The 13585-nt window shown below is 61.6% G+C and carries 8 protein-coding genes and 4 pseudogenes; 4 read left to right on the top strand and 8 right to left on the bottom strand.

What is annotated here, in order from left to right; translation table 11 throughout:
• Positions 1–4 precede the first annotated feature (4 nt).
• The 4 genes and pseudogenes from AC628_RS14380 to AC628_RS14365 form a co-directional block, all read right to left on the bottom strand.
• Positions 5–989 (bottom strand): annotated as a pseudogene (locus tag AC628_RS14380) (cysteine synthase A).
• A gap of 235 nt (positions 990–1224) precedes the next feature.
• Positions 1225–1707, bottom strand: a complete 483-nt coding sequence (locus AC628_RS42885; protein ID WP_143201601.1) for a hypothetical protein — start codon at positions 1705–1707, stop codon at positions 1225–1227.
• Positions 1708–1915: 208 nt separating this feature from the next.
• Positions 1916–2431, bottom strand: a complete 516-nt coding sequence (locus AC628_RS14370) for an inorganic diphosphatase (RefSeq protein ID WP_074127458.1) — start codon at positions 2429–2431, stop codon at positions 1916–1918.
• A 262-nt stretch (positions 2432–2693) separates the two neighbouring features.
• A pseudogene (locus AC628_RS14365) lies at positions 2694–2983 on the bottom strand (formyl-CoA transferase); the annotation flags it as partial.
• A gap of 373 nt (positions 2984–3356) precedes the next feature.
• Between AC628_RS14365 and AC628_RS14360 the strand changes: the two are divergent.
• On the top strand, positions 3357–4898 hold the full coding sequence (locus AC628_RS14360) for an ABC transporter substrate-binding protein (protein WP_083632903.1): 1542 nt from the start codon (positions 3357–3359) through the stop codon (positions 4896–4898).
• A 192-nt stretch (positions 4899–5090) separates the two neighbouring features.
• The gene (locus AC628_RS14350) at positions 5091–5666 is read left to right on the top strand and encodes a YybH family protein (RefSeq protein WP_083632900.1); all 576 of its coding nucleotides are present in this window, start codon (positions 5091–5093) and stop codon (positions 5664–5666) included.
• Between the two features lie 237 nt (positions 5667–5903).
• Here the strand turns inward: AC628_RS14350 and frc are convergent, their stop codons facing one another.
• The 3 genes from frc to AC628_RS14335 form a co-directional block, all read right to left on the bottom strand.
• On the bottom strand, positions 5904–7181 hold the full coding sequence (gene frc, locus AC628_RS14345) for a formyl-CoA transferase (RefSeq protein ID WP_050630319.1): 1278 nt from the start codon (positions 7179–7181) through the stop codon (positions 5904–5906).
• A 60-nt stretch (positions 7182–7241) separates the two neighbouring features.
• The gene (oxc, locus tag AC628_RS14340) at positions 7242–8972 is read right to left on the bottom strand and encodes an oxalyl-CoA decarboxylase (RefSeq protein ID WP_074127488.1); all 1731 of its coding nucleotides are present in this window, start codon (positions 8970–8972) and stop codon (positions 7242–7244) included.
• Between the two features lie 89 nt (positions 8973–9061).
• Positions 9062–9757 (bottom strand): GntR family transcriptional regulator, encoded by a 696-nt coding sequence (locus AC628_RS14335; RefSeq protein ID WP_074127455.1) that lies wholly within the window; start codon positions 9755–9757, stop codon positions 9062–9064.
• A gap of 217 nt (positions 9758–9974) precedes the next feature.
• Between AC628_RS14335 and AC628_RS14330 the strand changes: the two genes are divergently transcribed.
• A complete protein-coding gene (locus AC628_RS14330; protein WP_074127454.1) occupies positions 9975–12104 on the top strand; it encodes an acetate--CoA ligase family protein in 2130 nt (709 codons plus the stop codon).
• Between the two features lie 606 nt (positions 12105–12710).
• Here the strand turns inward: AC628_RS14330 and AC628_RS46135 are convergent.
• A pseudogene (locus tag AC628_RS46135) lies at positions 12711–12914 on the bottom strand (tetratricopeptide repeat protein); the annotation flags it as partial.
• Positions 12915–13479: 565 nt separating this feature from the next.
• Between AC628_RS46135 and AC628_RS46130 the strand changes: the two are divergent.
• Positions 13480–13585 (top strand): annotated as a pseudogene (locus AC628_RS46130) (hypothetical protein); the annotation flags it as partial.

Here is a 13585-nt window from a genome sequence, read left to right as displayed (position 1 = left end):
CGCCTCAATTCATCCAGCGCGGCAGCGGCAGGTTTTTCTTGCGGAGGAAATCCGGATTGAAAAGCTTGGACTGGTAGCGCTGGCCGCCGTCGGCGAGGATGGTGACGATGGTCTTGCCGGGGCCGAGGTCGCGTGCAAGCCGCATCGCCCCCCACGATGTTGATCGCGCTCGAGCCGCCCAGCACCAGCCCCTCATGTTCGATCAGGTCGAACAGGACGGGGAGCGCCTCCTCATCCGTGATCTGGTAGGCCATGTCGATCGACGCGCCTTCGAGATTCTTCGTCACGCGGACCTGGCCGATGCCCTCCGTGATCGAGTCGCCCTCCGTCGTCAGCTTGCCCTTGGTGAACCAGTTGTAGAGGGCGGCGCCCATTGGATCGCTGAGCGCAATCTTCACGTTCGGATTGCGTTCCTTGAGGGCGCGTGCAACGCCGCCCAGGGTCCCGCCGCTGCCGACGGCACAGGTGAAGCCGTCGATCTTGCCGTCCGTCTGCTGCCAGATCTCGCGGCCGGTCGTGCGATAGTGGCCATCGCTGTTGGCGACGTTGTCGAACTGGTTCGCCCAAAATGCTTCCAGCTCCGCGGCGAGGCGCGCGGAATAGCGCGCATAGTGGCTCGGGTGGGAATAGGGCACCGCTGGTATCAGGCGCAGATCGGCGCCGTAGAGCCGCAGCAGGTCCTGCTTCTCCTGACTTTGCGTGTCGGGCATCACGATCACGGAACGATAGCCGCGCGCATTGGCCACGAGCGCAATGCCGATGCCGACATTGCCGGCCGTGCCTTCGACGATGGTGTCGCCCGGCTTGAGCAGGCCGCGCTGCTCGGCGTCGTTGATGATCGCCAGTGCCGCCCGATCCTTGATCGAGCCGCCCGGATTGAGGAATTCGGCCTTGCCGTAGATGTCGCAGCCGGTGGCTTCCGATGGCCCGCGCAGCTTGATCAAGGGCGTGTTGCCAATCGCCTCCAACAGACCCGAACGAACAGTCATGGTGCCCCACCCTTCGTTTCCACGGCTATCTTACGCCGGGCCGGTCAGAGCGTTGGTGCTGTTCTCGCGGTGATTTGGGGAAGCATCTCTATCGTCTGTGCGGCGATGCCGGCGATTTCGTTCTTTTTGAAGGGGCACGAGTCACACGAGCTTTCGCTTCGCAGAGGGCAATCCAGGCGCCATGGCTCCAGACGAAATGCCGCCGTTCAAGCGGCGGCATTCCGCGGCCTGTATGCTATTTCAGCTTATAGGTGCCGGTTTGGTGATTGCAGTCCTGAAATGTTCCGGGCTTGATGACCGGAAAAGGTCCGAGCGGCTGGACCGTGCCGCTTGCAACCATGCCTTCGTATTTTCCAGTGCCGACGACATTCTCGCGAGTGACCTTGCCGTCGCTCCCGAGAGTAAACGATGACAAGCGCTTGTCACCATCTGCATCAATGGCCTCGCACACCGTGGATCCGGTGTTCTTGCCGTCGAGCGAAGCATTCATCCCAACGCAGCGGAAGGTGTGCTTGTCAAACATACCGCCCGGAGTGGTGCTTCGGATAGCCCCCGTCATTTCGTAACTGGCCGCAGTGTGCGTCTTGGAGAAGGTGATCACGTTGTTCGTGCCGGACCAGCACGCGGTGTAGTCGTAGTTGCCCTCCTTCGGTAGTTCGCTTGCAAACGCTGAAGGCACAGGGGTGACGATCAATACGGCCAATACATAAGTTCGCATGGCATTCCCCTCCTGAAAATGGATTCAAAATATCTGTCCCACGAAAGCGGGACAGTGAAGGGTAGCACAGTGATCGGACGTTGATGAGAGGTATCAATTGCTGCGACGCGCCAGCGCCGTCCATCGGCCGGCTGTCGCGTCGGTTGATTGTGCCCCCTCAACGGCAGCTTCCGTACCTGCGAGTGTCATCGTACGGGTGTTGAAATGCTTAACAACGAGATCGATTGATCGCCTTCATCGCACGACCTGGCCCGTACCACCCGAGAAACTCGAGCTCTTTCTTCTTGAGTGCATCTGTCGCGGAGAAGAACTTCTCCAATTCGTCAATGGCTCTCGCTGGAAGGCTGCGGATGTCCGGCAGGTTACCAGCAAACGGCGAGCGTCCCGGGACCGCGAAAATCCGATCGTTTCTCTTCCTCTTGCGCCCGGTTACCTGCACGACTTCGAGAATACCGATGGGCTTACAGCGAAGCACCGTGCCGGGATACGTTGCGGCATCGTGGATCATCAGCACATCCAGCGGGTCTCCGTCATCGGCCTTCGTCGAAGGAATAAACCCCCAGTCGTAGGGATAGGCTAGTCCGGTCATCAAGGGCTTTGAGAGTATGAATGCACGCAGCTTGCAATCGAACTCTAATTTGCAGCAACTCCCGCGAGGGGTCTCGACAACGGCGTGGATATGCCTTTTGTCGGCCCAGGTCGGTAGCTTGAAAAGATTGGTCATCGCCCTTCGCGCTCGCAATGGTTTCCTCGCTCAACGTCCTTAGAACACGGACGCTGTTGCGAATGTTCCAACCCGAAGCGGGACGATAGATCGCGGAGTCTTCGATCGCTGCTCCTGGCCCCTGGCGGACGTGGGCGTCGATTTCATTGATCTCCGCAGCCAACGGCGAAATCGGATGTCAGGCCCGCGCGGCGTTTCCGTCATGCAAACAAAATGGCTGCGGTTGCCCGCGGCCATTTGGCGGGTTGATTGAGCGCGGCCTTTATTCGGCGACCTGCATGTGCGGTGGGTCGAGGGCGCCGGAATCGTGGATCTCGGCGACCTGGTGATCTGAGAAGCCGAGCACTTCGCGCAGGATCTCGTCGGTGTGCTCGCCGAGCAGCGGAGAGCGGGCGACTTCGCTCGGCGAATCCGACAGCTCGATCGGGTTGCCGACCGAGATGTACTTGCCGCGGGTCGGGTGATCGACCTCGACCACGGTGCCGGTTGCGCCCAGCGACTGGTCTTGGTCATCGTCCACTGTTCGATGCGGGCGAAGATCTCGTTGACGCGCTGCGGTGCTTCGACGAAGTCGCGCGTTCTCAGCTGCTCGCAAGTCTGCCTGAGACCCAACTCGATCATCTCGAGTAGGCGCGGGCTACCGGGCCAATGCCTTGCGTTATGTCGCGCTCCTACCTCCAAATAGCAGGCACACCACCACCGAACGAGTGACTTTGTCCTGAGATTGAGGTAGCTTTTTTCGCCCTAATGGCATTTTGGCTTGGTGGGACAAAGACGGAGTCGCCTCTCAGGCGACCTATTTTTTAATCCAATTTTCCTTCGGACCCGCTCTTTTTCGGAGTCCTTTTGCACTCAGGCAGGCGCGAGCCGCAAGAGGAGCAGAGGCAGCGCGCTTAGAGGTCGTCGCTCCCCGAGGAGGACTACCGTGAAGAAGCGATTTTTTTCATATTCAATTCTGCGGACCGTGCTCGCCGCCGGAGCGAGCTTGTTGGTGGCGCCGGCAACGGCCGAAGCACAAAAGCTGGGCGGCAGCATAACCGTCGGCCAGGAGCTGGATATTCCTGGCTTCGATCCGCTGAAGGTTGGCGTCTACGATACATCCGCGCAATCCGCAGCCGCATTGATCTTCGACACGCTAACCTTCCTCGACGACAAGGGTGCCCCGCAACCGAAACTCGCGCTATCGTGGACCCATTCCGACGACTACAAGACCTGGACCTTCAAGCTGCGCCCGGGCGTCATTTTCCATGACGGCACGCCGTTCAACGCGCAGGCGGCGAAAGAGAGTTTCGATCGCTGGAAGGATCCCGCGAACAAATGCCGGTGCGCATTCTACATATCCTTCATCCATGACGTGCAGGCCCCAGACGAACTGACGCTGGTTTACAATCTCAACGATCCAACGGTAACCCTGCCGGCCAATCTCAGCTTTCCAAGTCCGACCAATGTCGTTCATTCGCCGACCGCCTGGAAGAACAAGGGCGACGACTACAATCGCAATCCCGTCGGCACCGGGCCATATATTCCGAAGTCATGGAGCGCGGGCGACCGGATCGTGCTGGAGAAAAATCCCAACTACTGGAACAAGGGCCATCCCTACCTCGATCGCATCATCCTGAAACCCTTGCCCGACGCGCAGTCGCGCTTTGCCAGCGTCCAATCGGGAGAAGTCGATATCATCTGGGATGATGAATACGACGGTGACAATATTCTGAGGGCGCAGAAAGATCCGAGGCTGACCACGCATACCTATTCCGGATCGGGTGCACAGGTCTATGCCTTCAACACCAAGCTCGCGCCGTTTGACGACGTGCGCGTGCGGCAGGCGCTGGTCATGGCGCTGGACCGCAAGAAGATGTCACAAGCCATCACCAATGGTCTGAGTAGGCCAGCCACGAATCCTTACGGCGACGGCTCCTGGGTCAAATGCAAGGACGACGGTGCGCTGCCTTACGACGTCGAAAAGGCGAAGGCGCTGCTCAGAGACTACGGCAAGCCGGTCGAATTCAAGATGCTGGCTACGGCCACGCCGCGCGGTCGTGCCGTCGGCCAGGTGCTGCAGCAGTTTTGGAAGCAGGTCGGCGCCAACATGGAGATCGAGCAGGTCGATCAGGCGACTATCCCGCCGCGCGCCTTCATGCGCCAATTCCAGCTGACGCCCTGGCGCATCGTCGATTTCCCCGATCCCAGTCCGCAGATGTATGCCAATTTCCACACCGGCAGTCCGGTCGCGCTCGCCAATTATTCCGATCCCGAATTGGACCGCTTGCTCGAGCACGCCAGATCCACGGCCGAGTTGGACAGTCGCACTGAGGACTATTGCGCGGTCGGCCGCATGATCAACAAGCAAGCGATCTGGTTCTGGACTTTTCAGAATACGTATTACGCCATCTCAGCCAGCAGGCTGAAAGGCCTGCCGAAACTCTTTAGCGGGGTGATCGACGTCTCCAACGCCTGGCTGGAATAAACGCCATGTCAGGGGTTCTCGCCCGCAGGCTCCTGCAACTGGCGCCGGATTTGCGGCTGACCGCACTCAGTGATCGCGCATGGCAGGAACTGTTGGGTCATCACGACCAACTCGCCAGGGCAAAAGGTGATGACGCGCTGGGACGAGATCGATCGAAATGGAGATATCGATAGCAGTACGAGGAGACGGACCATGTCGACAACGCTGCACCAAAGGAGCCTGCTCATCTCGGCGATATTCGGATTGGCTGCCAATTGTGCTTTGATTTCGACGCCTCTCGCCGAGGGGCAAAAACCGATACAAGATCCCATCACAGGTAACGAAGATCTCGGTGACCTAAGCCAGCCTCAACAGGCCCTGGCCCAATTTTACCGCGGGTTCAACACTCGCGATCTGAAGATGATCGACGAGAACTTTGCTGATTCCGATGAGGTCGCAATAGACAATCCTCTCGGAGGGATCCGGCGAGGAGCAGATCAGCCGCACTTGATGTACCAGGGAGTCTTCAAGAGTTCGGCGGACGTTCACGTTGAATTTTGGGACTATACGATACATCGCGCGGGCGACGTCTTTTGGGCCGTGGGGCGGGAGCGCGGCACCTACCATGATGGTGATGTCGTAAAAAATCTGAACATCCGCACCAGCCGAATTTTTCAACTGATGAATGGTCGCTGGCGCCAGATGCATCATCACGGATCAATCGAAGACGCCAAACTCCTTGGTGACTATCAGAGCGCAGTACGATCCGCAGCGCCGATAACGAAATAAATTCGGGCTGACGCCGAACGGTGGCGAATATTCCGCTTCTGATCGCGCATCGCGTCGGTTCGCGGCGACACTGCGCCATGGTCATGCTCGGAGCGGAGTGGACATGAACCGGCAGGCAAATCCGGCTGGATCGGTCGAAGATGACCGTTGGCGGACCAACGCATTCCGTGATTTCAAGCAAACAAAAATGGCCGCGGTTGCCCGCGGCCATTTTGGCGTGTTGCTCGAGCGTGCGGGTTACTCGGCGGCCTGCTTCCTTGGCGGATCGAGCGCGCCGGAGTCGTGGATCTCGGCGACCTGGTGATCTGAGAAGCCGAGCACCTCGCGCAGGATCTCGTCGGTGTGCTCGCCGAGCAGCGGCGAACGGGCGACTTCGCTCGGCGAATCCGACAGCTTGATCGGGTTGCCGACCGAGATGTACTTGCCGCGGGTCGGGTGATCGACCTCGACCACGGTGCCGGTCGCGCGCAGCGACTGGTCTTCCGCGATCTCCTTCATCGACAGGATCGGGCCGCAGGGGATGTCGTCCTTGTTGAGGATCTCCATCGCCTCGAACTTGGTCTTGGTCATCGTCCACTGCTCGATGCGGGCGAAGATCTCGTTGAGGCGCGGCAGGCGGGCCGGCGGCTTGGCGTAGTTCGGGTCGGTCTTCCAGGTCGGCTCGCCGATCACGTCGCAGATCTTCTCCCAGACCGGCGCCTGGGTGATGAAGTAGATGTAGGCGTTCGGGTCGGTCTCCCAGCCCTTGCACTTCAGGATGCGGCCCGGCTGGCCGCCGCCGGAATCGTTGCCGGCGCGCGGCACGGCATCACCGAACGGAATGCCTTCGCCGAACTGGCTGTATTCCTTCAGCGGGCCGTGGGCGAGGCGCTGCTGGTCGCGCAGCTTGACGCGGGCGAGGTTGAGCACGCCGTCCTGCATCGCCGCCGTGACGCGCTGGCCCTGGCCGGAATGGGTGCGCTGGTAGAGCGCGGTGACGATGCCGAGCGCGAGGTGGAGACCGGTGCCCGAGTCGCCGATCTGCGCGCCGGTGACGAGCGGCAGGCCGTCGCGGAAGCCGGTGGTCGAGGCGGCGCCGCCGGTGCACTGCGCGACGTTCTCGTAGACCTTGCAATCCTCATACGGGCCGGGGCCGAAGCCCTTGATCGAGGCGACGATCATCTTCGGGTTAATGGCGTGGATCTTCTCCCAGGGGAAGCCCATGCGATCGAGCACGCCGGGCCCGAAATTCTCGACCAGCACGTCGCACTGCTTGATCAGCGCGGTCAACACTTCCTTGCCCTTCGGGTTCTTGGTGTCGAGCGTGATCGAGCGCTTGTTGTGATTCAGCATGGTGAAATACAGGCTGTCCACGTTCGGGATGTCCTGCAGCTGGCCACGCGTGATGTCGCCGACGCCGGGACGCTCGACCTTGATCACGTCGGCGCCGAACCAGGCCAGCAATTGCGTGCAGGTCGGACCCGACTGGACGTGGGTGAAATCGAGAATGCGAACGCCCTTGAGCGCCTTGGTCATATCTATTGCTCCGTACTCTGTCTGCCCCTGCACCCGCAGGGAGTGATGTGGGTTTGGGGGTTACTTCTTCTTCAAAACGCTCTGCGGATTGAGGTTGCCGATGCGCCCGCTCTCCGAGCCCGCCGCCGGATCGATCACCGCGTTGATCAGGGTCGGCCTGCCACTATCCAGCGCCGCATTGACCGCGCGCTTCAGCTCGTCGGGCGAGGTGGCGTTGACGCCGACGCCGCCGAAGGCTTCCATCATCTTGTCGTAACGCGAGCCCTTGACGAACACGGTGGTCGCCGGATCGTCGCCGGCGCTGTTGACGTCGGTGCCGCGATAGATGCCGTCATTGTTGAAGATCACGACGCAGATCGGCAGCTTGTAGCGGCAGATGGTCTCGACCTCCATGCCCGAAAAGCCGAACGCGCTGTCGCCTTCGACCGCGAGCACGGGCAGGCCGGTCTCGACCGCAGCTGCGATCGAATAGCCCATGCCGATGCCCATCACGCCCCAGGTGCCGACGTCGAGCCGCTTGCGCGGCTTGTGCATGTCGACGACGCCGCGGGCGAGGTCGAGCGTGTTGGCGCCCTCGTTGACGAAGATGGTGTCGGGGCGTTCCGCGATGATCGCGCGCAGCGCGCCGAGCGCACCGTGATAATCCATCGGCGAAGCGTTGCTCATCAGCTTCGGCGCCATCTTGGCGACGTTGTCGTCACGCTTCTTCGCGACGGTCGCGAGCCAATCGCTCGGCGCGGCCGACCAGTTCGCGCCCATCGCATCGAGGAACGCGGACACGCAGGAGCCGATATCGCCGACCACGGGGGCGACGATCTCGACGTTGGAATCCATTTCCTTCGGCTCGATGTCGACCTGGATGAATTTCTTCGGGGCTTCGCCCCAGGTCTTGCCCTTGCCGTGCGAGAGCAGCCAGTTGAGGCGGGCGCCGATCAGCATCACGACGTCGGCTTCCTTCAGCACGGTCGAGCGTGCAGCGCCCGCGCATTGCGGATGCAGATCGGGCAGCAGGCCCTTGGCCATGCTCATCGGCAGGAACGGCACGCCGCTCTTCTCGACGAAATTCTTGATCGCCTCGTCGGCCTGCGCGTAGGCCGCGCCCTTGCCGAGGATGATGAGCGGACGCTTTGCGCTCTTGAGGACATCCAGCGCGCGCTTGACCGAAGACGGGGAGGGGATCTGCTCGGGCGCCGCGTCGATCACCTTGACCAGCGACTTCTGGCCGGCATCGGCGTTCATCACCTGCGAGAACAGCTTTGCCGGCAGGTCGAGATAGACGCCGCCCGGACGGCCCGACACCGCGGCGCGGATCGCGCGCGCAAGGCCGATGCCGATGTCCTGGGCGTGCAGCACGCGGAACGCCGCCTTGCAGAGCGGCTTGGCGATCGCGAGCTGGTCCATCTCCTCATAGTCGCCCTGCTGCAGGTCGACGATCTCTCGCTCGGACGAGCCGGAGATCAGGATCATCGGGAAGCAGTTGGTGGTGGCGTGCGCCAGCGCGGTGAGGCCGTTGAGGAAGCCGGGCGCCGAGACCGTCAGGCAGACGCCGGGACGCTTGGTCAGGAAGCCGGCGATCGAGGCCGCATAGCCGGCATTCTGCTCGTGGCGGAACGAGAGCACGCGAATGCCCGCCGCCTGGGCCATGCGGCCCAGGTCCGTGATCGGGATACCCGGCACACCATAGACGGTGTCGATGCCGTTGAGCTTGAGCGCATCGATGACGAGGTGGAAGCCATCGGTAAGTTCCTGCTCGGTGCCCGGTGCCTCGGACTTCGTAGCGGTATTCAGCATCGGCATCGTCTCCCTGATCGTTCTTTGTTCGGACGATCTGATTGTCGTCTGAAGCGTGTGTGGATTCTCAAACTTGCGTGAACAGCTCTCTACCTGAACAACTCTTGGCCGTGCGCCTCGACATAGGCGGCAAGGCCGAGCGTGTGATCGCGCGCGCGCTTCTCGGCGAGCTCGGTGTCGCGCGCTTCCAGCGCCTCGATGATCCCGAGATGCTCGGGCAGCGAGGTTGCGGTGCGGTCCTTGCGGCCGATCGTGAGCTGGCGATAGCCGCGCACGTGCAGCAGCAGGTCATTGGTCAGATCGACCAGCACAGGCGATTCCGACAAAGAGATCAGGGCCTGGTGGAAGGCGATGTTGGCCCTGGAATATTCCTCGATGTGATCCTGCGGCAGGCGGTCGTCGCTGAAGTCCTTGAAGAAGTCGCGCAGCGACGAGATGTCCTTCTTGCGCGCGGTGGTCGTGATCAGGCGCGCCGCCATGCTCTCCAGCGCCGCCCAGGCGCGGATCATGTCGACGATCTCCGCCTTGGTGCGGCGGACCACGACGATGCCGCGGCGCGGCACGGTCTTCACGAAGCCGTCCTGCTCGAGCATTGCGATCGCTTCGCGGATCGGCGTGCGGCTGACGCCGAGGCGCTCGGACAGCGCGCGCTCGTCGAGCATCACGGGCTCCGGCGTCGCGTAGATGTCCATCTTCAGGATCGCTTCCTTCAAGGCTTCATAGGCCTTGTTCTTGAAGCTCGTCTCCGGCGCGATCCGGACGATGGCAATATCTGTGTCAGCCATGGTGGGCGACGCCTTGGTCTGTTTCGGTTCTGGCACGACTCGTCTCCTCCTCTTGGAGACGTCTTCTTAGCAGAAGAAATTACCCTAGATTTTTGGCATGCCAAATACCAGAATGTCAAGCTGCCCTTATTTTTCGGACTTTTTGATCGTCGACCGACCTTGACAATTGCGTTTTTGGCATACCAAATGCCACGAAATTTGTCCCAGGAGGAAGCCGATGTCAAATTCTAAGGATGCGGTCCGCAAAATTCTCGATGCGGTCAGGGCCGACAAGCGAACGAGCCTCACCGCGCCCGAAGGCAAGGTGGTTTGCGACGCCTACGGCATTCCGGTGCCAAAGGAAGGCGTTGCCAAGTCGGCGGCCGAGGCCGCCCGGATCGCCTCCGACATGGGCTTCCCGGTCGTGATGAAGATCGTCTCGCCCGATATCCTGCATAAGACCGAGGCCGGCGGCGTGGTGGTCGGCGTCAAGAGCGCCGCGGACGCCGAGAAGAGCTACGAGACCATTCTCGCCAACGCCAGGAAGTACAAGGCCGATGCCAAGATCGAGGGCATCCAGGTCCAGCAGATGCTGGGCGGCGGCACCGAGGTGATCGTCGGTTCGATCACCGACGGCTCGTTCGGCAAGCTGGTAGCCTTCGGCCTCGGTGGCGTGCTGGTCGAAATCCTCAAGGACATCACCTTCCGCCTCGCGCCCGCGACCAAGGAAGATGCGCTGTCGATGCTCGACGGCATCCAGGCCCATGAGATGCTGAAGGGCGTGCGCGGCGGCGAGGCGGTCAATCGCGAGGCGCTCGCCGACGTCATCGTCAAGGTGTCGCAGCTGGTCAGCGACTTCCCGGAGATCGTCGAGCTCGACCTCAACCCGGTGTTCGCCACCAGCAAGAACGCGATCGCGGCCGACGTCCGCATCGTCGTCGACTTCAACTACAAGCCGCGCCCGGCGCCGCGTCCGACCGAAGAGATCGTCGCCGCGATGAGCCGCATCATGCAGCCGAAGGGCGTTGCCGTGATCGGCGCCTCCGCCGAGGACGGCAAGATCGGCAACTCGGTGATGAAGAACCTCATCAACGGCGGCTACAAGGGCGAGATCTATCCGATCCACCCGAAGGCGGACGAGATTCTCGGCTACAAGGCCTACAAGAGCGTCAAGGACGTGCCCGGCGTGATCGACACGGCGGTGTTCGCGATCCCCGCGAAATTCGTCGCCGGCGCGCTCGCCGAATGCGGCGAGAAGAAAATCCCGGGCGCGGTGCTGATTCCCTCGGGCTTTGCCGAAGCCGGCGCGCCGGAATTGCAGGCCGAGATCGTCGAGGTCGGCAAGAAGTACAACATCCGCCTGATGGGGCCGAACATCTACGGCTTCTACTATACGCCGGCCAATCTCTGCGCGACGTTCTGCACCGCCTATGACGTCAAGGGCCACGCCGCGCTGTCGTCGCAGTCGGGCGGCATCGGCATGGCGATCATCGGCTTCTCGCGCTCGGCCAAGATGGGCGTGTCGGCGATCGTCGGCCTCGGCAACAAGTCCGACATCGACGAGGACGATCTGCTCGCTTTCTTCGAGCAGGATCCCAACACCAACCTGATCGCGCAGCACTGCGAGGACCTCAAGGACGGCCGTGCCTTCGCGGAGGCCGCCAAGCGCGTCTCCAAGAAGAAGCCGGTGGTCGTGCTCAAGGCCGGCCGCACCTCTGCGGGTGCGAAGGCGGCGTCGTCGCACACCGGCGCGCTCGCCGGCAACGACAAGATCTACGAGGACGTGTTCAAGCAGTCCGGCGTGATCCGCGCGCGCTCGCTCCGGCAGCTGCTCGAGTTCGCCCGCGGCGTGCCGGTGCTGCCGACGCCGAAGGGCGAGAACGTGCTGATCATCACCGGCGCCGGCGGCTCCGGCGTGCTGCTCTCCGACTCCGTCGTCGACAACGGCCTGTCGCTGATGCAGATGCCGCCGGATCTCGATGCGGCGTTCCGCAAGTTCATCCCGCCGTTCGGCGCAGCAGGAAATCCTGTGGATATCACCGGCGGCGAGCCGCCGATCACCTACGTCAACACCGTGAAGCTCGGCCTGTCGGACGAGCGCATCCACGCGCTGATCCTCGGCTACTGGCACACCATCGTGACGCCGCCGATGGTGTTCGCGCGCAACATGGTCGAGGTGAAGAAGGAGATGGAGGCCAAGGGCTTCGTCAAGCCGATCGTCGCCTCGCTCGCCGGCGACGTCGAGGTCGAGGAGGCTGCCGAGTACCTGTATCAGAACGGCATTCCGGCCTACGCCTATTCGACCGAATTGCCGGTCGAGGTGCTGGGCGCCAAGTACAAGTGGGCGCGCGGCGCGGGCCTGCTCTGAGTTGATCAACGCGCCGCTCCGGTTCGCCGGAGCGGCGCTATGGTCGTGAGATATGGTCGTGAGAATCAAATCGCGGCTGTCGCCGCTGGCAACGCCTATCTGATGCCGTATCGCGCCATGTCGTCTGCCACATTCGGCCGGATCGCTATTGCTGCCGCGATATCGGCCTCGCTGCCCGCGATGTCCCCCCTTCTGCCTCCTGACGATAGCGCGTCCGTACAGTGAGACGGCATATCTTGGGTCGACGCGAAGTATCACGTCATAGTCGGCAAGGGCGTCGTCAAGCGCGCCCTTCTTGAGATAGGTGAAGGCGCGACTATCGAGAATGCGGATATCGCGAGGCCGTATCTGCAGCGCTTCATTGCAATCCGCGAGGGCGCTGTCGAAAGCACCTGCGATTGCACGGATGAAGCAGCGGCTGTTTAGTGCAAAGGCATTTCTGGGCTCGAGTTTCAACGTTTGGCCAAGATCCTGGATGGCATGGTCATAATCGCGCTTTCCCTGGTAGGAATAGGCCCGACGCATGAAAGCGAAACCATTCCCGGGGTTTGGATCGAGTTCAATCGCCCGATCGAAGTCAGCGGTGGCGAGATCGCGTTGGCCCTTCAGATCGTGAGCATGACCCCTGGCGGAGAAACCGGCCGGGCAAAGTGGGTCCAGTTTGATCGACTGATCCATATCCTCGATGGCTCGGTCGTACTCGCGTGTGGCGAGGTGGACGGAACCGCGGAGAAGATAGCCGCTGGCGTTGCTCGGGTAGAGCTTGATGGCCTCGTCGATGTCCTCGATGGCGCGGCCAAATTCGCTCATCGCCACATAGAGGCCCGCTCGTTGCAAAATTGCGACGGAGGAACTGGGATCGAGGCTGATTGCACGATCGACATCCGCCATGGCTTCGCCTAGCTGGTGGTTGGCTGCACGAACGGCGGCCCGCTCGGAATAGAAGCGCGGGTTTGCCGGATCGATGTTGATGGCTTGGTCGATCTGCTCAATGGCCTGATCGTAGGCGCCCGTGAATTTGAATCGGGTTGCAGCCAGGATGAAGGGGTAGCCTTGCCTGAATTCGGGTGACGGTTTCCGAATCTCCCCAAGCGCCGCTTGTGGCGGCACACGACACGCTGAAAGGATCTTTTGGGGCGGCGGCTCCTCCGCTTGGGCAGAGCCTCCCAGTGCACCCACGATCAGCAATTGTGCCGAAAGAACAAGAACCAGGTACTGCAGTCGGACAATGGTCCGCAAGAACCGGCGGTGCGGCGGCGGGACTTTCATTGCAGCGGAATCAAGCAATATCCTCGATAGATGGTATGAGTACATCAGCAATCTCTGGACTTCACTTGTGCAACCTTAGCATGCATCGTTTTCGTAGCAACAGGCTGTCAAGGTCGAGGAGGCTGCCGAGTACCTGTATCAGAACGGCATTCCGGCCTACGCCTATTCGACCGAATTGCCGGTCGAGGTGCTGGGCGCCAAGTACAAGTGGG

It is taken from the genome of Bradyrhizobium sp. NAS96.2, assembly GCF_001908235.1.
Taxonomy (GTDB): Bacteria; Pseudomonadota; Alphaproteobacteria; order Rhizobiales; family Xanthobacteraceae; genus Bradyrhizobium.
The sequence above is the reverse complement of the archived record's forward strand: the minus strand, read 5'-3'. Positions and strand labels throughout refer to the sequence as shown.